Annotated in this window: 19 protein-coding genes and 1 tRNA gene; 17 read left to right on the top strand and 3 right to left on the bottom strand. The window is 62.1% G+C overall.

Annotation, left to right across the window (positions count from 1 at the left end; genetic code table 11):
- The first annotated feature begins 8 nt into the window (after positions 1 to 8).
- Together pssA and B0G73_RS10365 are read left to right on the top strand one after the other, a co-directional pair.
- Positions 9 to 875, top strand: a complete 867-nt coding sequence (pssA, locus tag B0G73_RS10360) for a CDP-diacylglycerol--serine O-phosphatidyltransferase (protein WP_012432366.1) — start codon at positions 9 to 11, stop codon at positions 873 to 875.
- 423 nt (positions 876 to 1,298) lie between these two features.
- A complete protein-coding gene (locus B0G73_RS10365) occupies positions 1,299 to 2,846 on the top strand; it encodes a 2-isopropylmalate synthase (RefSeq protein ID WP_106280347.1) in 1,548 nt (515 codons plus the stop codon).
- Between the two features lie 129 nt (positions 2,847 to 2,975).
- Here the strand turns inward: B0G73_RS10365 and B0G73_RS10370 are convergent, their stop codons facing one another.
- The 3 genes from B0G73_RS10370 to B0G73_RS10380 all read right to left on the bottom strand — a co-directional run bounded on the left by B0G73_RS10370 (position 2,976) and on the right by B0G73_RS10380 (position 6,061).
- On the bottom strand, positions 2,976 to 4,556 hold the full coding sequence (locus B0G73_RS10370; RefSeq protein WP_106280349.1) for a SulP family inorganic anion transporter: 1,581 nt from the start codon (positions 4,554 to 4,556) through the stop codon (positions 2,976 to 2,978).
- A gap of 87 nt (positions 4,557 to 4,643) precedes the next feature.
- The gene (locus B0G73_RS10375; RefSeq protein WP_106280351.1) at positions 4,644 to 5,282 is read right to left on the bottom strand and encodes a carbonic anhydrase; all 639 of its coding nucleotides are present in this window, start codon (positions 5,280 to 5,282) and stop codon (positions 4,644 to 4,646) included.
- 227 nt (positions 5,283 to 5,509) lie between these two features.
- Positions 5,510 to 6,061, bottom strand: coding sequence for a hypothetical protein (locus B0G73_RS10380; RefSeq protein WP_106280353.1), 552 nt, complete (start codon positions 6,059 to 6,061; stop codon positions 5,510 to 5,512).
- A 183-nt stretch (positions 6,062 to 6,244) separates the two neighbouring features.
- Here B0G73_RS10380 and B0G73_RS10385 point away from each other — a divergent pair, with 183 nt between their 5' ends.
- From B0G73_RS10385 to nuoH, 15 genes are all read left to right on the top strand, one after another.
- The gene (locus B0G73_RS10385; protein WP_106280355.1) at positions 6,245 to 7,612 is read left to right on the top strand and encodes a branched-chain amino acid ABC transporter substrate-binding protein; all 1,368 of its coding nucleotides are present in this window, start codon (positions 6,245 to 6,247) and stop codon (positions 7,610 to 7,612) included.
- Positions 7,613 to 7,787: 175 nt separating this feature from the next.
- Entirely contained in the window at positions 7,788 to 8,060 is a 273-nt protein-coding gene (gene rpsO / locus B0G73_RS10390; RefSeq protein ID WP_011487489.1) for a 30S ribosomal protein S15, read from the top strand.
- Between the two features lie 344 nt (positions 8,061 to 8,404).
- A complete protein-coding gene (pnp, locus tag B0G73_RS10395) occupies positions 8,405 to 10,561 on the top strand; it encodes a polyribonucleotide nucleotidyltransferase (protein WP_181196525.1) in 2,157 nt (718 codons plus the stop codon).
- Positions 10,562 to 10,712: 151 nt separating this feature from the next.
- Positions 10,713 to 11,729 (top strand): NAD(P)H-quinone oxidoreductase, encoded by a 1,017-nt coding sequence (locus tag B0G73_RS10400; protein ID WP_106280359.1) that lies wholly within the window; start codon positions 10,713 to 10,715, stop codon positions 11,727 to 11,729.
- 120 nt (positions 11,730 to 11,849) lie between these two features.
- Complete coding sequence (tpiA, locus tag B0G73_RS10405) at positions 11,850 to 12,629, top strand: triose-phosphate isomerase (RefSeq protein ID WP_106280361.1); 780 nt, start codon at positions 11,850 to 11,852, stop codon at positions 12,627 to 12,629.
- 82 nt (positions 12,630 to 12,711) lie between these two features.
- Positions 12,712 to 13,089, top strand: coding sequence for a preprotein translocase subunit SecG (gene secG, locus B0G73_RS10410; RefSeq protein ID WP_095419939.1), 378 nt, complete (start codon positions 12,712 to 12,714; stop codon positions 13,087 to 13,089).
- A 113-nt stretch (positions 13,090 to 13,202) separates the two neighbouring features.
- Positions 13,203 to 13,287: transfer RNA gene (locus B0G73_RS10415), tRNA-Leu, on the top strand.
- Between the two features lie 162 nt (positions 13,288 to 13,449).
- Positions 13,450 to 13,809 carry an NADH-quinone oxidoreductase subunit A gene (locus tag B0G73_RS10420; RefSeq protein ID WP_013339872.1) on the top strand — a complete coding sequence of 120 codons (360 nt, stop codon included), beginning with the start codon at positions 13,450 to 13,452 and terminating at the stop codon, positions 13,807 to 13,809.
- A 63-nt stretch (positions 13,810 to 13,872) separates the two neighbouring features.
- Positions 13,873 to 14,352, top strand: a complete 480-nt coding sequence (locus B0G73_RS10425; RefSeq protein WP_006052903.1) for an NADH-quinone oxidoreductase subunit B family protein — start codon at positions 13,873 to 13,875, stop codon at positions 14,350 to 14,352.
- Between the two features lie 21 nt (positions 14,353 to 14,373).
- Positions 14,374 to 14,976: an NADH-quinone oxidoreductase subunit C gene (locus B0G73_RS10430; RefSeq protein WP_106280363.1), complete on the top strand. Its 603-nt coding sequence runs from the start codon at positions 14,374 to 14,376 to the stop codon at positions 14,974 to 14,976.
- 9 nt (positions 14,977 to 14,985) lie between these two features.
- On the top strand, positions 14,986 to 16,239 hold the full coding sequence (locus B0G73_RS10435) for an NADH-quinone oxidoreductase subunit D (RefSeq protein ID WP_012432378.1): 1,254 nt from the start codon (positions 14,986 to 14,988) through the stop codon (positions 16,237 to 16,239).
- A 131-nt stretch (positions 16,240 to 16,370) separates the two neighbouring features.
- The gene (nuoE, locus tag B0G73_RS10440; RefSeq protein ID WP_106280364.1) at positions 16,371 to 16,856 is read left to right on the top strand and encodes an NADH-quinone oxidoreductase subunit NuoE; all 486 of its coding nucleotides are present in this window, start codon (positions 16,371 to 16,373) and stop codon (positions 16,854 to 16,856) included.
- Positions 16,853 to 18,181 (top strand): NADH-quinone oxidoreductase subunit NuoF, encoded by a 1,329-nt coding sequence (gene nuoF / locus B0G73_RS10445; RefSeq protein WP_106280366.1) that lies wholly within the window; start codon positions 16,853 to 16,855, stop codon positions 18,179 to 18,181. The genes nuoE and nuoF overlap by 4 nt, the downstream gene beginning before the upstream one ends.
- A 123-nt stretch (positions 18,182 to 18,304) precedes the next feature.
- Positions 18,305 to 20,638: an NADH-quinone oxidoreductase subunit NuoG gene (nuoG, locus tag B0G73_RS10450; protein ID WP_106280368.1), complete on the top strand. Its 2,334-nt coding sequence runs from the start codon at positions 18,305 to 18,307 to the stop codon at positions 20,636 to 20,638.
- Positions 20,639 to 21,703: an NADH-quinone oxidoreductase subunit NuoH gene (gene nuoH / locus B0G73_RS10455; protein WP_106280370.1), complete on the top strand. Its 1,065-nt coding sequence runs from the start codon at positions 20,639 to 20,641 to the stop codon at positions 21,701 to 21,703.
- Positions 21,704 to 21,713: the final 10 nt, after the last annotated feature.

Below are 21,713 nucleotides of genomic sequence, written 5' to 3' on the forward strand. Positions count from 1 at the left end.
GTTTCCGAATGGCCGCATTCAAACCGCGTCGACCCCGTAACAGCGGACCGCTTCCGCGTCCGTTCCGCCGTAACAAGCCGATGGTGACGGAGGCGGCGGTCGACAGCCGGCGTGCCCAGCGTCAGCAGTTCCTGAGAAAGCGCGGCATTTATCTGCTGCCGAACGCCTTCACCACGGCGGCGCTGTTCTGCGGCTTCTTTGCCGTGGTGCAGGCCATGAACGTGCGTTTCGAGGTCGCGGCTATCGCGATCTTCGTGGCGATGGTGCTCGACGGCATGGACGGTCGCGTCGCCCGCATGACGCATACGCAAAGTGCGTTCGGCGAGCAGTTCGACAGCCTGTCGGACATGGTGTCGTTCGGCGTGGCGCCGGCGCTGGTCATGTACGAGTGGATTCTGAAAGACCTCGGCCGCTGGGGCTGGCTCGCGGCGTTCGTCTACTGTTCGGGCGCGGCATTGCGTCTGGCGCGGTTCAACACGAACATCGGCGTGGTCGACAAGCGTTTCTTCCAGGGCATGCCGAGCCCGGCCGCGGCGGCGCTGATCGCCGGCTTCGTGTGGCTCGCTACGGACAACCGCGTGCCGCTCAAGCTGGTGTGGTTGCCGTGGGTTGCTTTCGTGCTGACGATTTACGCCGGCGTGACGATGGTGTCGAACGCGCCGTTCTACAGCGGCAAGGCGCTCGACGTGCGGCATCGCGTGCCGTTCGGGGTGATTCTGCTGGTGGTGGTCGCGTTCGTGCTGGTGTCCTCCGACCCGCCGCTGATGCTGTTCGGCCTGTTCGTGCTGTACGGCCTGTCCGGTTACGTATTCTGGGGTTATCAGGCGGTGCGAGGCAGGGCGAATCCGGCCCGGTCGGTGTCTGTCGACCGGTAGAAACTTGTAACAACCGGTAGCGAGCGGTTTGCGTGCGCTGCCAGGCACGACATGGGAAAACGGCGGCCTTCGGGCCGCCGTTTTGCTTTCGGCGAGGCCGCCTCGCGGCGCTCCGCGGCCCGTCTCACGCAGGTCCGGCGCTAATTGCACGGCAGCGGGAATGTCGCTATAGTCGTTGGATCAATGCGTCTACATTCCTTGCCGAGCCGCGCAACGAGTCTCGACACGCGGCGCGCCGCTGACCGTGCTTATGCTGGAGTGTGCGCCGCGCGGACCGTCACGCCGAACGTCACGCTTCTGGTCACGCGGATCGTTTTTGTCCCCGGTTCGCTTCGTCCGTGATCGAGCGTCGCCAGTGGTAGCGCAAACAGCCAATTCCAATATCCCCTCCCCATAATTGAACGACTCCGCAGGAGACTCGACATGTCCGACAAACTGATCATATTCGACACCACGTTGCGAGACGGCGAACAATCGCCTGGCGCGTCGATGACGAAAGAAGAGAAAATCCGTATCGCGAAGCAACTCGAGCGGATGAAAGTGGACGTGATCGAAGCAGGCTTCGCGGCAAGCTCGAACGGCGACTTCGATTCAATTCACACGATCGCGAGCCTGATCAAGGACAGCACGGTCTGCTCGCTCGCGCGCGCGAACGACAAAGACATTCAGCGCGCGGCCGACGCGCTCAAACCCGCCGATCACTTCCGCATCCACACGTTCATTGCAACCTCGCCGTTGCACATGGAAAAGAAGCTGCGCATGACACCGGACCAGGTGTTCGAGCAGGCGAAGCTGGCCGTGCGTTTCGCCCGCAAGTTCACCGACGACGTCGAGTTCTCGCCCGAAGACGGCAGCCGCTCGGATATGGACTTCCTGTGCCGCGTGCTGGAAGCGGTGATCGCCGAAGGCGCGACCACGATCAACATCGCCGACACAGTAGGTTATGGCGTGCCGGAGTTGTACGGTCAGCTCGTCAAAACGCTGCGCGAGCGCATTCCGAACTCGCACAAGGCGGTGTTTTCGGTGCATTGCCACAACGACCTCGGCATGGCGGTGGCGAATTCGCTGGCCGGCGTGCAGATCGGTGGCGCGCGTCAGGTCGAGTGCACGATCAATGGCCTCGGCGAGCGCGCGGGTAACACGTCGCTCGAAGAAATCGTCATGGCGGTGAAGACCCGCAAGGATTACTTCGGCCTCGACATCGGTCTCGATACCACGCAGATCGTGCCGGCCTCGAAGCTGGTGTCGCAGATCACGGGTTTCGTCGTGCAGCCGAACAAGGCCGTGGTCGGCGCGAACGCGTTCGCGCACGCATCCGGTATCCATCAGGACGGCGTGCTGAAGGCGCGCGATACCTACGAAATCATGCGCGCCGAAGACGTAGGCTGGAGCGCGAACAAGATCGTGCTCGGCAAGCTGTCGGGCCGTAACGCGTTCAAGCAGCGTCTGCAGGAACTGGGTATCGCGCTGGACAGCGAAGCGGAATTGAACACGGCATTCGCGCGCTTCAAGGAACTGGCCGATCGCAAGTCGGAAATCTTCGACGAAGACATCATCGCGATCGTCACGGAAGAATCCGCCGAGGCGCAGGAGAGGGAGCACTACAAGTTCCTGTCGCTGTCGCAACATTCGGAAACCGGCGAGCAGCCGCACGCGAAGATCGTGTTCACCATGGAAGGCAAGGAAGTGACCGGCGAAGCGCGCGGCAATGGCCCGGTCGACGCCACCCTGAACGCGATCGAAACGGAAGTGGGCAGCGGCTCGGAACTGCTGTTGTACTCGGTGAATGCGATCACCACCGGCACGCAGGCGCAAGGCGAAGTGACTGTGCGCCTATCGAAGAGCGGGCGCATCGTCAATGGCGTCGGCACCGATCCGGATATCGTCGCGGCGTCGGCGAAGGCGTATATCTCGGCGCTCAACAAGCTGTATTCGAACGCGGACAGGTTGAATCCGCAGCGTTCGGAGTGAGCGGCGTGGCAGCCGCGCGCTAACGGCGTGACGGCGTAGACGTCGCTGTCGTTGTCGTTGTCGCCGCCGTACGAATCGGAAAAGCCCCGTGCCTTGATTGGCACGGGGCTTTGTTCATTGCGAGCCGAGTTACTCCGTCGCCGCGCGCCGCACCGACCAGCCGCGTGACGCGCGCGCCTGTGCCTGCACCTGGTGCCGCACTTCGACTGCGATGCCGCGGCGCGGCGCATCGGCCACGAACGTGTCGAGCAGTTCGCGCACATCGTGATCGACGAAATCGGCGCGCGTGGCATCGACGATCACGGTGGCGCCGTCGGGAATCTGTTGCAGGTAGTGCTTGAGCGGCACCTTGCCGAGAAACGACACGTCCTTGCGAAACGACAGCAGATAGTGGTCGCCATGTTGCGCGAGCACGATCGGACTGCGCAGATTCGCATACAGCGCGAGCAGCACGCTGCAGAGAATGCCGAGCACGATGCCGATCAGCAGATCCGTCGCGAGCACGCCGACGAGGGTGACGATAAACGGCGCGAACGGCGCAAAGCCCTGTTTCGCGATGGCGACGAACAGCGACGGCTTGGCGAGCTTTATCCCCGTGAAGATCAGAATCGCCGCGAGACAGGCGAGCGGAATCAGGTTGATGACGCTGGTGAGCGCAAACACGCTGACGAGCAGCAGCATGCCGTGAATAATTGCCGAGAGCCGGCTTTGCGCGCCCGCATGCACATTGGCTGAACTGCGCACGATCACCGACGTGATCGGCAATCCGCCGATCGCACCGGCAATCAGGTTGCCGATACCTTGCGCCTTCAGTTCGCGATCCGGCGGCGCTGCGCGTCGCTCGGGATCGATCTGCTCGACGGCTTCAAGGCTCAGCAGCGTTTCCAGGCTCGCGACGATCGCCAGCGTGATGGCGACGCGCCAGACATCCGGATTGATCAACTGCGCGAAGTGTGGCCCGAAGTCGGCCCATTCGAGAGCGACCCGCAACGCGGCGAACGATTCCAGCGGCGGCAGCGCCACGCGATGTTCGGCGGGCGGCGCGAGCGACGGCGCCAGCACGCCGAGCAGCAACGTCGCGCCGATTCCCAGCAGAACGACGGCGAGCGGCGCCGGTACGCGGCGCACCAGTGCGAAGCGGCGAAATGCGCGAGTTTCCCAGCCGATCAGAATCGCCAGCGACAGCACGGTGATCACGCAAGCCGCCAGCGAGATCGAACCGAATGGCGTGGCAATCGCCGTTGCTGTCTGCGCGGTGGCTTGCGCACCGGACGCCGCATCCACGCCGGACAGTCCCAGCGCGAGCGGAAACTGCTTGACGATCAGCAGCACGCCAATCGCCGCGAGCATGCCCTTGATTACCGGCGACGGCACATAGGCGGCAAAACGGCCGGCCTTGAGCATGCCGAAACCGAACTGGATCGCGCCGGACAGCAGCACGGCCGCCAGGAACGCGGAGAAGCTGCCGAGCTGCGCGATCCCATCGACGACGATCACGACAAGGCCCGCCGCCGGCCCGCTCACGCTCAGACGGGAGCCGCTCAGCACGGCCACCACCAGCCCGCCGACGATGCCCGAGACGAGCCCGGCAAACGGTTCGACGCCCGATGCGTTGGCGATGCCCAGGCAGAGCGGCAGGGCGACCAGAAAAACGACCGTGCCCGCCAGCAGGTCGCGCTGAAATGTGGAGAAAAAAGCTCGAAGGTTCATGGTGTCGGTGCAGTAAGGAGTGGCGCCTGGTATGCGGCGAAAGCTGAACCGGATCGGATTCGCATAAGGTCTCGCGTGGCTATCGCGCTAGGCGGCCGCGCTGTGGGCGGCGGTCGCGCAGGTCATGGCGTCGTCGGCGTCGTAGCCCGACGTGAGGACCTTGAGGCGGCCGTCTTCGAGCGCGAAGATCCAGCCGTGCACGAGCGGCGCCGGATCGGCGTCCCGCACGACGGGGTGCGCGCGCAGCCCGCGCACCTGTTCGAGCACATTCAGCTCGGCGAGGTGATTGACACGCTCACGTTCGCTCTCGAGGTCCTGCAGTTCTTCGCGATGCGCGTTAGCGAGCGAGCAAAGCGGCGCGATCCGCCGATTCACATGCGGCAGGCTCGGCTCGGGCGGCAGCAGCGCGGCGCGCACACCGCCGCATCCGTAGTGGCCGCAGACGATCACGTGGCCGACCTTCAGCACCTTCACCGCATATTCGAGAACGCTCGCCGAATTGTCGTCGTCGGGCTGAAAAAGGTTGGCGATGTTGCGGTGGACGAACAGGTCGCCCGGCTCGCAATGCGTGATGGTCTCGGCGGGCACGCGGCTGTCCGAGCAGCCGATCCACAGTACGTGGGGATTCTGACCGCGCGCCAGATCACGGAAAAACTGGGGGTTGCGCACGGCGGTTTCATGCGCCCAGGCAACATTGGCGACTAGCAGGCGTTTGGGACGGTTCATCGATAGCGGCTCCGTAAATGGGGCGTATTCATTCGGCGCCGAAATTCACGGCTGAGCCCGTGCGGCCTCATGTGAGGCCAGCGCCGAATCAATGCTTACGAAAGCCTTTCTATCAAAAAATAAATCGTCTGTGCACGAAATAATATTCGCCGTGATGCGCAATAAATAAAAAAAAGCCGCCCGGGAAGGCGGCTTCGTAGATTCATGCGGATCGGTTCGCGGGGCGCTCAGAACAGGCTGCGACGATCCGGATCGTGCAATGGATCGGGCGTTTTCTGCGTGAGCCGCACGATGCCCTGCTCGTCGAAATAAAAGCTGTACATCATGTACCAGACGTTGTCTTCCAGGTAGCGATAAGTCCAGACTTCGCGCTTCATCAGCGGGAAGTACGAGGTTTCGACCGGTCGGCCAAAGTTCACCAGCACGTCGCTCTTGGTCCATTTGCCGATTTCGGCGCGATAGAACTCGTTCGGTTGCAGCACCTGGCGCACGTTGACGATCTTGCCGGCCGCGTCGATATCGGCTGCGGTGGTGGTTTCGCCCATCGGCTGGGTCGGCCACATCAGCCGCTTGCCGCCGTCCGGCAGGTCGTAGCTTTCGCGCGGCGGGCCGAGGCGCGCGACGATGGTCGATTCGTCCGCGCCCTGAGTGTATTGCTGCCACGGCTGCACGCAGCCGGCGAGCGCCAGCGCGCTCAGGCAAACAAGCGCCGCGCGGCGCAGGCGCCCTGCGGCAGGCGCTCCGATCGAGGCCGCCGTGCCGTGATGGCGGTTGAACATGTATTCCTCCGATGGCGTTTGAGTAGCGGTTTTTATCATCGAGACGCATTATTTTGACACGCGCTGCGGCAAAAGATTGCGCTGCGTGCAGAGCTGGCCCGGCAATACGACAACGCTTGCGCCGGCTTGCTTATTCCATGCTGAACGACCTATGATCCGCGCTTTCATCAGGCAGGCGGGGCAATGACGATGGCGAAGTGGCAACGGAGCGCGGCGGCGGCGCTGGCGGCAATGTCGATGGCCGTGGCGGCAGCGGTTGCGTATGCAGCAAGCGAGCCGGCCGCGACTGGGGCTAACCCAGCGGCCGGCCCAGCGGCTAACCAGGCGGCTAACGCGGCGGCGAAACCGGCGAGCAAACCCGCCGGCGCGCCGATCCAGCTGGCGCTAATCGAAGGCATGTCGGGCCCGTTCGCCAACGCGGGTGCGGCGGTGGAGCGCAACCTGCGCTTCGGCGTCGAGCAGGTCAATGCGCATGGCGGCGTGAAGCTCGCCGACGGCGCGCATCCGTTCGAACTGGTCGTGCTCGACAGCAAAGGCGGCACCGAAGAAGCGCTCACGCAACTGCGCGCGGCCGCCGACCGCCGTATCGGCTACATCATGCAGGGCAACAGCTCGGCGGTTGCCGCCGCGCTGATCGGCGCGATCGACAAGCAAAACAGCCGCGAACCGGGCAACCGCGAACTGTTTCTCAACTATTCCGCCGACGACCCGGCGCTGACCAACGCCAACTGCAGCTTCTGGCATTTCCGCTTCGACGCGCACGCGGGCATGCGTATGGACGCGCTGGCCGACGTGATCCAGCGCGACAAGGCGGTCAAGAAAGTCTATCTGCTGAACCAGGATTACAGCTTCGGGCACGACGTCAGCAGCCTCGCGCGCTCGACGCTGGCCACGAAGCGTCCGGACATCGCGGTGGTCGGCGACGAATTTCATCCGATCGGCCGCGTGAAGGACTTCGCGCCGTATATCGCCAAGATCCGCGCGAGCGGGGCGGACGCCGTGATCACGGGCAATTGGGGCAACGATCTGACGCTGCTCGTCAAGGCCGCGCGCGAGCAGGGGCTGGACACGAAGTTCTACACCTTCTACGGCAACAGCCTCGGCGCGCCGGCAGCGTTGGGCGACGCCGGCGTCGGTCACGTGATTGCGGTGGCAGACTGGCATCCGAACGCTGGCGGCGCGGCGTCCGACGCGTGGTACGCCGCCTTCCGGACCCGTTTCCCGGCCGCGCAGGACGATTACCCCGTGCTGCGCATGCCGCTGATGATCGAAACCCTGGCCGCGGCGATGACCCGCGCCGGCAGCGCCGACCCGACGGCAGTGGCGAAAGCGCTGGAAGGAATCCGCTTCGACAACGGCTTTCACGCCTCGCGGATGCGCGCCGACGATCATCAACTGTTTCAGCCCCTTTACGTGATGGAGATGGACAAGGCCGGCACGCCGGGCGTGCATTTCGATAATGAAGGCTCCGGCTACGGGTTTCGCACGGTGCTGGCGTTGCCGCCCGAGCGCACCGTCTTGCCGACCGTCTGCAAGATGAAGCGGCCGTAATGCGGATCGGGCGCGCGCCATCGCCCGGCACAGCCGGGTTCGCGGCCGGAATCGGCTGTGCTACAATACGCGTCCCGTTATGAGGCAAGCCTGTATCCAGGGCGTGTCAAATACGGGTAACCCACGGCACGGCCTTTCTTCCGTGACCGCCTGTCTAGTTCTTAAGGAAATCGACATGTCCGCAGTTGAAACAAGCAAGAAGTCCGAAGTCGTTGCGCAATTCGCACGCGCAGCCAACGACACCGGCTCCCCCGAAGTTCAGGTCGCGCTGCTCACGACCCGCATCAATGAACTGACCGTTCACTTCAAGGCACACACGAAAGATCACCACAGCCGCCGCGGTCTGCTGCGCATGGTGAGCCGCCGTCGTAAGCTGCTCGACTACCTGAAGGGTAAGGACGCGGATCGTTACCGCGCACTGATCGAGAAGCTGGGTCTGCGTAAGTAATCGGCCAGTCGTTCAGCAAGATGCCTGTGTCAGTTCCACTGATACAGGCATTTTGTTTTTGCACGGTGCGCTTCATGTGATGCGCGCCGGCTGTTCTCCGCAGTGGCGTGCCGGTTCATGCGGCGGGAGCAGCGAAGCAGTAATCAGGCAGTAGAGCAGGCAGTAAAGAAGGGATTCACGGCCGGGCTTCAGGGGCGGAGCTTTGTGTCATTCCAGCGGTTCGCGCGTACTCATTGTAAGGCGTGGTTCTCTGGAATGGCATAACACTACTCTTCCCATGTGGCGCCGGTCCTGGCGTTGCCGCGCCGCTTCTGGTCCGCGCGGCATAACGAAGAGGAAAAGCAATGACTATGTTCAATAAGATCGTCAAAGAATTTCAGTGGGGACAACATAAGGTTCGCCTCGAAACCGGCGAAATCGCTCGCCAGGCGAGCGGTGCCGTGATCGTCGACGTCGAAGATACCGTGGTGCTGGCCACCGTGGTCGGCGCCAAGACCGCCAAGCCGGGTCAGGACTTCTTCCCGCTGACCGTCGACTACCTCGAAAAGACCTACGCCGCCGGTAAGATTCCGGGTGGCTTCTTCCGCCGTGAAGGCCGTCCGTCGGAAGGCGAAACGCTGATCTCGCGCCTGATCGATCGCCCGCTGCGTCCGCTGTTCCCGGAAGGCTTCTACAACGAAGTTCAGGTCGTGATCCACGTCCTGTCGCTGAACCCCGAAATCCCCGCCGACATCCCCGCGCTGATCGGCGCGTCGGCGGCGCTCGCCGTGTCCGGTCTGCCGTTCAACGGCCCGGTCGGCGCAGCACGCGTGGCCTACATCAACAATGAATACGTGTTGAACCCGACGCGTCCGCAATTGAAGGAATCGGCGCTCGACCTGATCGTCGCCGGTACGGAACGCGCGGTGCTGATGGTGGAATCGGAAGCGCAGCAACTGAGCGAAGAAGTAATGCTCGGCGGCGTGGTGTTCGGTCATGAGCAAATGCAGATCGCGATCGACGCGATCCACGATCTGGTCCGTGAAGGCGGCAAGCCGGAATGGGATTGGCAACCGGCGGCGAAGAACGAGCCGTTGATCGCACGCGTGACGGAACTGGCGCAAGCCGACCTGCTGGCTGCGTATCAACTGCGCGACAAGCAAGCCCGTTCGACCAAGCTGAAGGAAGTCTACGCAGCGACGTCGAAGAAGCTGGAAGAAGAAGCTGCCGCGGGCGGCACGGTGGCGGCCGACAAGGCAACCGTCGGCAATGTGCTGTTCGATATCGAAGCGAAGATCGTCCGTACGCAGATCCTGAACGGCGAACCGCGTATCGACGGCCGCGACACGCGTACCGTGCGCCCGATCGAAATCCGTACCGGCGTGCTGCCGCGTACCCACGGTTCGGCACTGTTCACGCGCGGCGAAACGCAAGCGATGGTGGTGGCCACGTTGGGCACCAAGGGCGACGAGCAGAACATCGACGCCCTCGAAGGCGAGTACCGCGAACGCTTCATGCTCCATTACAACATGCCTCCGTTCGCGACCGGCGAAACGGGCCGCGTCGGTTCGCCGAAGCGCCGTGAAATCGGTCACGGCCGTCTGGCCAAGCGCGCGCTGGCTGCGTGCCTGCCGAGCGCCGACGAATTCGGCTACTCGATCCGCGTCGTGTCGGAAATCACGGAATCGAACGGTTCCTCGTCGATGGCTTCGGTGTGCGGCGGCTGCCTCGCGCTGATGGACGCCGGCGTGCCGATGAAGGCGCACGTCGCCGGCATCGCCATGGGCCTGATCCTGGAAGGCAACAAGTTTGCCGTGCTGACCGACATCCTCGGCGACGAAGATCACCTCGGCGACATGGACTTCAAGGTAGCGGGTACGGAACAAGGCGTGACCGCGCTGCAGATGGACATCAAGATCCAGGGCATCACCAAGGAAATCATGCAGGTCGCCCTCGCGCAAGCGAAGGAAGGCCGTATGCACATCCTGAGCAAGATGACCTCGGCGGTGTCGGGCGCGAACACGGTGCTGTCGGACTACGCACCGCGCATGATCACCATCAAGATCAATCCGGAAAAGATCCGCGACGTGATCGGCAAGGGTGGTTCGGTGATCCGCGCGCTGACCGAAGAAACCGGCACGACGATCGATATTTCGGACGACGGCGTCGTCACCATCGCCAGCACGAGCAGCGAAGGGATGGCCGAAGCGAAGAAGCGTATCGAGAACATCACGCTGGAAGTCGAAGTGGGCCAGGTGTACGAAGGCACCGTGCTCAAGCTGCTCGATTTCGGCGCGATCGTCAACATCCTGCCGGGCAAGGACGGTCTGCTGCACATCTCCGAAATCGCCAACGAGCGTATCAAGGACATCAACGACTACCTGAAGGATGGCCAGCAAGTGAAGGTCAAGGTCATCCAGACGGACGAAAAGGGCCGCGTGCGTTTGTCGGCCAAGGCGTTGCTGAACGAAGGCGCGAATGGCGCGAGCGGCGCGCCGCAAGGCGAGCCGACGCCGCAGTAATGCGGTAGCGGAACAACGGCCGGCAGCGCGAATGCGCGCCGGCCGTTTTTTATGAAGGCTGCAGGGTGGATTGCGTTGCAGGTAATTAGAAACGGGTACTCTACCTGTTCATCCCGGCATGCAACGCAATCCAATCTTGGAGTAGACGCAGATGAAAGCGATCGAAATCACCGAATTCGGAGCGCCGGAAGTCCTGAAGCTGGCTGAGCGGCCCACGCCGCAGCCTAAAGCAGGCGAGGTGCTGATCAAGGTGGCCGCATCCGGCATCAACCGTCCGGACGTGTTCCAGCGCAAGGGCGGCTATGCGCCGCCGCCGGGCGCGTCGGATCTGCCGGGGCTGGAAGTGGCGGGCGAAATCGTCGAAGGAAACATCGACGAGAAGAACAACCCGTTCGGTCTGAAGGTAGGCGATCGCGTGTGCGCGTTGCTGGCCGGCGGCGGCTACGCGGAATACGCGGTCGCGCCGTTGTTGCAATGCCTGCCGGTGCCGGCCGGTTTGTCCGATGTCGAAGCTGCTTCGCTGCCCGAAACATTCTTCACGGTGTGGAGCAATGTGTTCGACCGTGCGCAACTCGGCAAGGGCGAAGGCGCGCCGAACGAAACGCTGCTGGTGCAAGGCGGTTCGAGCGGCATCGGCGTGACGGCGATCCAGATTGCGCATGCGCTCGGCTTTCGCGTGTTTGCAACCGCGGGCTCGGATGAGAAGTGCCGCGCATGTGAAGCGTTAGGCGCCGAGCGCGCGATCAACTACAAGACTGAAGATTTCGTCGAAGTGATCAAGTCGCTGACCAACGATCGCGGTGTCGACGTGGTGCTCGACATGGTGGCGGGCAGTTATGTGTCGCGCGAGCTGACGGCGTTGGCGGATGGCGGCCGCATTGTGCTGATCGCGTTGCTGGGCGGCGCGAAGGCGGAGCTGAATCTGAACGAAGTATTGCGCCGCCGTTTGACGGTGACGGGTTCGACGCTGCGTCCGCGGCCGATCGAATTCAAGGCGAAGATTGCCGCGCAGTTGAAAGAGCACGTGTGGCCGCATCTCGAAGATGGGCGGATCAAGCCCGTGGTGCATCGCGTATTTCCAGCCGCGCAGGCTGCCGATGCGCACACGCTGATGGAGAGCAGCACGCATGTCGGCAAGATCGTACTGTCTTGGGGTCAGGACGCTTGACAGGTCGGTTTGACCCGATCCACCCCACGCAGTAAAATTGCGCGTTTTGCGCACGCCGCATGAAACCGAAAGGCGGACTGTAAGCGCAAACGAAGTCCGCCGCCAAGACAAGACGAGACGATGTCGAAACAACGAGCCAAGCTGGTAGTCGGTAACTGGAAGATGCACGGGCGCCTCGCCGAGAACGCTGCGTTGTTGCAAGCGGTGGCACAAGGCGCGGGCGAATTGCCGGCCGACGTGCGCGTCGGCGTCTGTGTGCCGAGTCCGTATCTCGCGCAGTCTCAATCGTTGCTGGACGGCAGCCGGGTCGTATGGGGCGTGCAGGACGTGTCGGCGTTCACGCACGGCGCCTATACCGGCGAAGTGGCCGCGCCGATGGTGGCGGAGTTCGGCGCCACGCTCGCGATCGTCGGGCACTCGGAGCGCCGTGCCTATCATCGCGAAAGCGCTGAGCTGGTCGCGGTCAAAACGCAGCGCGCGCTGGAAGCGGGTCTGACGCCGGTCGTTTGCGTCGGCGAAACGCTTGAAGAGCGCGAAGCCGGTTCGACCGAGCAGGTGGTCGGCACGCAACTGGACGAAGTGCTGGCGAAATTGTCGGTGCAAGAGGCGGCGAAGCTTGTCGTCGCGTACGAGCCGGTTTGGGCGATCGGCACCGGCAAGAGCGCAAGCGCGGAGCAGGCGCAGGCAGTTCATGCGTTCCTGCGTGCGCGTCTGGCGGCAAAGGGCGCGGCGGTGGCGGATGTGCCGTTGCTGTACGGCGGCAGTGTGAAACCGGAAAACGCGGAAGAACTGTTCCGCCAGCCGGATATCGACGGTGGCCTCATCGGCGGCGCGTCGTTGAAAGAGCAGGATTTCCTGGCGATCTGCAAGGCGGCGGCCGCAACGAGCGTCGCCGGTTAAGCAGGGCGCCTTGGCGAGGATGACCCCATCCCGTGCAACACGCAGTGTGTGGCGCGGTTAAATAAAGACTCAGGTGAGTGTGATGCTGTATTTGAAAACATTGATTATCGTCGTTCAGCTGTTGTCGGCACTTGGGGTGATTGGCCTCGTTTTGCTGCAGCACGGCAAAGGCGCCGATATGGGCGCGGCTTTTGGTAGCGGCGCGTCCGGCAGCCTGTTCGGTGCGACCGGTTCGGCGAACTTTTTGTCGCGTACAACCGCAGTGCTCGCAGCGGTATTTTTTGTCACCACGCTGACGCTCACTTACCTCGGCGCGTATCGTGCGAAACCTTCCGCAGGCGTGCTGGGCGCGGCTGTCACCGCACCGGTCGCGGCCTCGGCTGCGTCAGCGCCGGCAGGTGGCTCGGCTGTTTTGCCGGCGTCGGCTGCGTCGGTCCCGGCGACCGACGTGCCGAAATAAATTTTCGTTCAAACGTGCTTTTGTGCGTTGAACAATCTGTTTAGACCAGTTACAATCTAAGTCTTGAAGCGATTCGCGGGTTTTATAAGTTGTTTTCCCGGATTGCATGCAGTGCCGACGTGGTGAAATTGGTAGACACGCTATCTTGAGGGGGTAGTGGCGAAAGCTGTGCGAGTTCGAGTCTCGCCGTCGGCACCAAAATGTTATCTAAATGCCAGCCGCTTGCTTCGCTTCGGCTGGCATTTTCACTTCTGGCGTGCGGCTTGCGTTGGGCTTGCGGCATGTGCGTTTCGGAAGTGATTTCGCGTCAGGAGTGCTATGCTCCTGACGGCACTCAGAACCAACCGATTGAGGATAGTCTTGAACCTCGCAGCCTATTTCCCCGTCTTGTTGTTCCTCGTTGTGGGCACCGGTTTAGGCGTAGCACTGGTCAGTATCGGCAAGATCCTCGGTCCCAACAAGCCCGATACCGAGAAAAACGCACCGTACGAGTGCGGCTTCGAAGCATTCGAAGATGCGCGCATGAAGTTCGACGTGCGCTATTACCTCGTCGCCATTCTCTTCATCATTTTCGATCTTGAAACCGCGTTCCTGTTTCCGTGGGGCGTCGCCCTGCGCGACATCGGCTGGCCCGGCTTCATGGCAATGATGATTTTCCTGCTCGAATTCCTGTTGGGCTTCGCCTATATCTGGAAGAAAGGCGGCCTCGACTGGGAATGATGGATTAATCGCCGGTTTGCGTGGGTGGCCAAGGCTTGCCGCCCCGTCTGGAGTGGAAAGCAAATGAGTATCGAAGGGGTCTTGAAGGAAGGGTTTGTCACCACCACAGCTGACAAACTGATCAACTGGACGCGCACCGGCTCGCTGTGGCCGATGACGTTCGGTCTTGCGTGCTGTGCGGTCGAGATGATGCATGCGGGCGCTGCCCGTTATGACCTCGACCGTTTCGGCGTGGTGTTTCGTCCGAGTCCGCGTCAGTCGGACGTGATGATCGTCGCCGGCACGCTGTGCAACAAGATGGCGCCGGCTCTGCGCAAGGTCTACGACCAGATGGCCGAGCCGCGCTGGGTGATCTCGATGGGCTCGTGCGCGAACGGCGGCGGCTATTACCACTACTCGTATTCGGTGGTGCGCGGCTGTGACCGGATCGTGCCCGTGGACGTCTACGTGCCGGGCTGTCCGCCCACGGCGGAAGCGCTGGTGTACGGCGTGATCCAGCTTCAGGCCAAGATTCGCCGCACCAACACAATCGCCCGTCAATAAGGCCAACGCCTCCCCCACAATATGGCAAGCAAACTCGAGACCCTGAAAGCGAACCTCGAGGCGGCCTTTGGCGGCCTCCTGCTGAACCTCAGCGAAGCAATCGGTGAGTTGACGATCGTCGTGAAGGCTGGCGACTACCTCAACGTGGCAACGCGTCTGCGCGACGACCGCTCGCTCGGTTTCGAGCAATGCGTGGATCTGTGCGGCGTCGACTATCAAACCTACGCCGAAGGCGCTTACGACGGTCCGCGTTTCGCGGCCGTGCTGCATTTGTTGTCGGTGCAGAACAACTGGCGTCTGCGCCTGCGCGTGTTCGCACCGGACGACGAAGTGCCGATCCTGCCGTCTGTCGTCGAAATCTGGAATTCGGTCAACTGGTACGAGCGCGAAGCATTCGACCTGTACGGCATCGTCTTCGAAGGCCATCCGGATCTGCGCCGCATCCTCACTGACTACGGTTTCATCGGTCACCCGTTCCGCAAAGATTTCCCTGTCTCCGGTTATGTCGAAATGCGTTACGACCCGGAAGAGAAGCGCGTCGTCTATCAGCCTGTGACGATCGAGCCGCGAGAAATCACGCCGCGCGTGATCCGCGAAGATCGCTATGGCGGTCTGAAACACTAAGAGAACGCCATGGCAGAGATCAAGAACTACACGCTCAACTTCGGCCCTCAGCATCCGGCAGCGCACGGTGTGCTGCGCCTCGTGCTCGAACTCGACGGCGAAGTCATCCAGCGCGCCGATCCGCACATCGGCCTGCTGCATCGTGCGACTGAAAAGCTCGCCGAAACCAAAACATTCATCCAGTCGGTGCCGTATATGGACCGTCTCGACTACGTGTCGATGATGGTCAACGAGCACGGCTACGTGATGGCGATCGAAAAGCTGCTCGGCATCGAAGTGCCGGTGCGCGCGCAATACATTCGCGTGATGTTCGACGAAGTCACGCGCGTGCTGAACCACCTGATGTGGATCGGCGCGCACGCGCTCGACGTCGGCGCAATGGCGGTGTTTCTGTACGCGTTCCGTGAACGCGAAGACCTGATGGACGTGTACGAAGCGGTGTCGGGCGCACGGATGCACGCGGCTTACTATCGTCCGGGCGGCGTCTATCGCGATCTGCCTGACGCAATGCCGCAATATAAAGCGTCGAAGATTCGCAATGCCAAGGCATTGTCGAAGATGAACGAGAACCGTCAGGGTTCGCTCCTCGACTTCATCGACGATTTCTTTACGCGTTTCCCGAAGTGCGTCGACGAATACGAAACGCTGCTTACCGACAACCGGATCTGGAAGCAACGTCTGGTCGGTATCGGCGTGGTCAGCCCGGAACGCGCGCTGAACCTCGGCATGACCGGTGCGATGCTGCGTGGTTCGGGTATCGAATGGGATTTGCGCAAGAAGCAACCGTACGAGGTCTACGACAAGCTCGATTTTGACATCCCGGTGGGGGTCAACGGCGACTGTTATGACCGATATTTGGTACGCGTCGAAGAAATGCGCCAGTCCACACGCATTGTGAAACAGTGCATTGAGTGGCTGCGTAAGAATCCCGGCCCCGTGATGATCGACAATCACAAGGTTGCGCCGCCGTCGCGCGTAGGTATGAAGTCGAACATGGAAGAGCTGATTCACCACTTCAAGCTCTTCACGGAAGGCTTCCATGTGCCGGAAGGCGAGGCATACGCCGCGGTCGAGCATCCGAAGGGCGAGTTCGGCATCTATCTGATCTCCGACGGCGCCAACAAACCGTATCGCCTGAAGATCCGCGCACCGGGCTACGCGCACCTGTCCACGCTGGATGAAATGGCGCGCGGTCACATGATCGCCGACGCCGTGACGATCATCGGCACGCAGGACATCGTGTTCGGCGAAGTGGATCGCTAGGACGTATTCATCAGAGCGCGCCTTCAGATTGCACCGAAGCGCGCGTCAAGCAAAGGAACGCCGGGTCTGTCGCATCATGCAGCGCGCGACAGGTTTTCGTTCGGTAGGAATTGAAAGAGTCGTGTCTGAAAATGATCTCAGCTGAAGGCCTGAAAGAAATCGATCGCGCGATCGCGAAGTATCCCGCCGATCAGAAACAGTCCGCCGTGATGTCGGCGTTGGCCACTGCTCAGGAAGAGCATGGCTGGCTGACGCCCGAACTCATGCAGTTCGTCGCGGACTATCTCGGCATGCCGGCAGTCGCCGTGCAGGAGGTGGCTACCTTCTACACGATGTACGAGACCTCGCCGGTCGGCAAATACAAGATCACGCTCTGCACCAACCTACCGTGCCAGCTCGGCCCGGACGGCGGCTCGGACAGCGCTGCTGAATATCTGAAGCAGAAGCTCGGCATCGACTTCGGCGAAACCACGCCCGATGGCAAGTTCACCCTGAAAGAAGGTGAGTGCATGGGTTCGTGCGGCGACGCGCCGGTGATGCTGGTGAACAACCATCGCATGTGCAGCTTCATGAGCCGCGCGAAGATCGACCAGCTGCTCGAGGAACTTTCGAAATGACGTCTTTACACGATCGTCACATCAAACCGCTGATTCTCGCCGGCCTGAACGGCGACAACTGGCATCTCGAAGACTACGTGGCGCGCGGCGGTTACGCACAGCTGCGCCGTATTCTGGAAGAGAAGATTCCGCCCGAGCAGGTGATCGCCGACGTCAAGGCGTCGGGTCTGCGTGGCCGTGGCGGTGCGGGCTTCCCGACCGGTCTGAAGTGGAGCTTCATGCCGCGTCAGTTCCCCGGCCAGAAGTACCTCGTCTGCAATTCGGACGAAGGCGAACCGGGCACATTCAAAGACCGCGACATCCTGCGCTTCAATCCGCATTCGCTGATCGAAGGCATGGCCATCGGCGCGTACGCGATGGGCATTACGGTCGGCTACAACTATATTCACGGCGAGATTTGGGAAGTCTACAAACGCTTTGAACAGGCGTTGGACGAAGCTCGCCGCGCCGGGTTCCTCGGCGAAAACATCATGGGTTCGGGCTTCTCGTTCGAACTGCATGCGCACCACGGTTACGGCGCCTATATCTGCGGCGAAGAAACCGCGCTGCTCGAATCGCTGGAAGGCAAGAAAGGCCAGCCGCGCTTCAAGCCGCCGTTCCCGGCGAGCTTCGGCGTGTACGGCAAGCCGACCACGATCAACAACACCGAGACGTTCGCCGCAGTGCCGTTCCTGCTCGCAATCGGCCCGCAGAATTACCTCGAAATCGGCAAGCCGAATAACGGCGGCACGAAGATTTTCTCGGTCGCCGGCGACGTCGAACGTCCGGGCAATTACGAAATTCCGCTCGGCACACCGTTTTCCACGCTGATGGAACTCGCCGGCGGCATGCGCGGCGGCAGGAAGATCAAGGCCGTGATTCCTGGCGGCTCGTCGGCACCGGTGATTCCGGGCGACATGATGATGCAGACCGACATGGACTACGACTCGATTGCCAAGGCCGGCTCGATGCTCGGTTCAGGCGCGGTCATCGTCATGGACGAGACGCGTTGCATGGTGCGCTCGTTGTTGCGGCTGTCGTATTTCTATTACGAAGAATCGTGTGGTCAATGCACGCCTTGCCGCGAAGGCACGGGCTGGCTGTACCGCGTCGTGCATCGTATCGAGCATGGGCTCGGCCGTCCGGAAGATCTGGATCTGCTGAACTCGGTTGCTGAAAACATCATGGGCCGCACGATCTGCGCGCTCGGCGATGCAGCGGCCATGCCGGTTCGCGGCATGCTCAAGCACTACTGGGACGAGTTCGAATATCACGTCGCCCACAAGCATTGCCTCGTCGGCGGTCATGCCGGCGCAGCGGCGGCGTCGGAAACCGTAGCGGCTTAAGTCTGCGGATCGATAAGCAGATAAGCACGCAGAAGAACACGTCATCCGCGGGATTCATCGCCTGAAACGGGCGATGAACGGGCGAACGATTGAGCGGTAACAGGTTAAGGAAGATTGACCATCATGGTTGAACTTGAAATAGACGGCAAGAAAGTAGAGGTGCCTGAAGGCAGCATGGTGATCCAGGCTGCGCATAAGGTCGACACGTACATTCCTCACTTCTGCTATCACAAGAAGCTGTCGATTGCGGCCAACTGCCGGATGTGTCTGGTCGATGTCGAAAAGATGCCGAAGGCGGTGCCTGCGTGCGCCACGCCGGTATCGGCTGGCATGATCGTGCGCACCAAGTCGGACAAGGCGGTGAAGGGCCAGCAAGCCGTGATGGAATTCCTGCTGATCAATCACCCGCTGGATTGCCCGATCTGCGATCAGGGCGGCGAGTGCCAGTTGCAGGATCTGGCCGTGGGCTACGGCAAGTCGGGATCGCGCTATAGCGAAGAAAAGCGCGTGGTGTTCCACAAGAACGTCGGCCCGCTGATCTCCATGGAAGAAATGTCGCGCTGCATTCACTGCACGCGTTGCGTCCGTTTCGGTCAGGAAGTGGCCGGCGTGATGGAACTCGGCATGTTGGGCCGCGGCGAGCATTCGGAAATCACATCGTTCGTCGGCAAGACGGTGGATTCGGAACTGTCGGGCAACATGATCGATCTGTGCCCGGTCGGCGCGCTGACCAGCAAGCCGTTCCGCTACAGCGCCCGTACGTGGGAACTGTCGCGCCGCAAGTCGGTGAGCCCGCATGATTCCGTCGGCGCGAACCTCGTGGTGCAGGTGAAGAACAATCGCGTGATGCGCGTTCTGCCGTTCGAAAACGAATCTATCAACGAATGCTGGATTTCGGACAAAGACCGTTTCTCGTACGAAGGCCTGAACAGCCCCGAGCGTCTGACCCAGCCTATGCTCAAGCAAGGCGGCAAGTGGGTCGAGACCGACTGGCAAACCGCGCTCGAATATGTGGTGAAGGGACTGAAGGGCATCAAGGGCGACCACGGCGCGAATGCGCTGGCCGCACTCGGCAGCGCCCACAGCACCGTCGAAGAACTGTTCCTGTTGAAGCAACTCGCGCAAGCGGTCGGCACGCCTAACGTCGACTTCCGTCTGCGTCAGTCGGATTTCTCCGCACCGGTCAGCGGCACGCCGTGGCTCGGCACGGCGATCGCCGATCTGTCGAACGTCGACGCCGCACTGGTGATCGGCTCGGATCTGCGTCGCGATCATCCGCTGTTCGCCGCGCGTCTGCGTCAGGCCGCGAAGGGCGGCGCGAAGCTCACGCTCGTGCAATCCACCAACGACGATGCGCTGATTCCGCAAGCGGAGCGCGTCGTGGCAGCGCCGTCCGCATGGATCGAGGCACTCGCTGGAATCGCCGGCGCGGTGTCGGAAGCGAACGGCGTGGCACTGCCGGAAGCCTTCGCCGGCACGCAGCCCGCGGATGCGCACAAGAAAGTCGCGAAGTCGCTCGCCACGGGCGAACGTCGCCTGGTGTTGCTGGGCAACAGCGCGGTCCGTCATCCGGACTTCGCCGTCATTCACGCAGCCGCCCAATGGATCGCGGATGCGACCGGCGCAACGCTCGGCTTCCTGACGGAAGCGGCCAACACGGTCGGCGCACATCTCGTGAACGCGTTGCCGGGCGAGGGCGGTCTGAACGCTCGCGAAGTATTCGAGCAACCGCGCAAGGGTTATGTGCTGCTGAACGTCGAACCGGAGTTCGACACGGCCAATCCGGCACAGGCTTTGGCCGCGCTGAAGCAGGCTGAAATGGTTGTCGTGATGTCGCCGTTCCAGACCGGCGCGGAATACGCCGACGTGCTGCTGCCGATCGCTCCGTACACGGAAACGGCCGGCACGTTCGTCAACGCCGAAGGTACGGTGCAGACGTTCAACGGCGTCGTGCGACCGCTCGGCGACACGCGTCCGGCATGGAAGGTGTTGCGCGTGCTGGGCAGCCTGCTGGGCCTGCCCGGCTTCGAATTCGACACCTCGGAAGAAGTGCGCGCGGCCGCTCTCGGCGACGGCGGACTGAACTCGCGTCTGTCGAACAAGACGGGCGTCACGGTTGCACGCGGCAAGGCGGCGAAGGCAGCGGAAGGCAAGTTCGAACGTATCGCGAACGTGCCGATCTATCACGCCGATGCGCTGGTGCGTCGCGCCGAGTCGTTGCATCTGACCGCTGCAGCACGTGCGGCGAATACGGTCGGTCTGCCCGCTGGGCTGTTCGACAAACTGGGTTTGAAGGAAGGCGACGCGGTGCGCGTGCGCCAGGGCGAGCAATCGGTGCAGTTGCCGGCCGTGCGCGACGCGAATCTTGCGGAGACGGTCGTCCGCGTATCGGCGGCTACGCCTGCCGGTGCAGCGCTGGGCAGCCTGTTCGGTGAACTGGTGGTGGAGAAGGCGTAAATGAGCTTGTTCGATACGATCAACTCGGGCGGCACCCAGCTTCTCGGTGTGGCATGGCCCACGGTGTGGGCACTGGTGCGCATCCTGGTGGTGGCCGTCGTGATCCTGCTGTGCGTGGCTTACCTGATTCTGTGGGAGCGTAAGCTGATCGGCTGGATGCACGTGCGTCTCGGCCCGAACCGCGTCGGCCCCGCAGGTTTGCTGCAGCCGATCGCCGACGTGCTGAAGCTGTTGCTGAAAGAAGTGATTCAGCCGGCGCAGGCGAGCCGCTGGATCTACCTGATCGCGCCGATCATGGTGGTGGTGCCCGCCTTCGCGGTCTGGGCCGTGATTCCGTTCCAGGCGGGCGCAGTGCTTGGCGACATCAACGCAGGTCTGCTGTACGCAATGGCGATCTCGTCGATCGGCGTGTACGGCGTGATTCTGGCCGGTTGGGCGTCGAACTCGAAATATGCGTTCCTCGGCGCGATGCGCGCCGCGGCGCAGATGGTTTCGTACGAAATCTCGATGGGCTTCGCGCTCGTCGTCGTGCTCATGACCGCCGGCACGCTGAACCTGTCGGGCATCGTCGCTTCGCAGGAACATGGCATCTTCGCATCGTACGGCTTGAACTTCCTGTCGTGGAACTGGCTGCCGCTGTTGCCGATGTTCGTCGTGTACTTCATCTCGGGCATCGCCGAAACGAACCGTCACCCGTTCGACGTGGTGGAAGGGGAGTCGGAAATCGTCGCGGGCCACATGATCGATTACTCGGGTATGGCGTTCGCGCTGTTCTTCCTCGCCGAGTACATCAACATGATCGTGATCTCGGCATTGGCTGCAACACTGTTCCTCGGCGGCTGGAGTGCACCGTTCGGCTTCCTGTCGTTCGTCCCGGGCATCGTATGGCTCGTCGCCAAGGTTTTCTTCCTGTTGTCGGTGTTCATCTGGGCGCGTGCCACATTCCCGCGCTATCGCTACGACCAGATCATGCGTCTGGGCTGGAAGATCTTCATTCCGGTCTGCGTGGTGTGGCTGGTGGTGGTCGGCTTCTGGATCATGTCGCCGTTGAACATCTGGAAATAAAGGGCGGATG

Origin of the sequence: Paraburkholderia sp. BL25I1N1 (genome assembly GCF_003002025.1) — a bacterium.
In the GTDB taxonomy this organism is placed as follows: Bacteria; Pseudomonadota; Gammaproteobacteria; order Burkholderiales; family Burkholderiaceae; genus Paraburkholderia.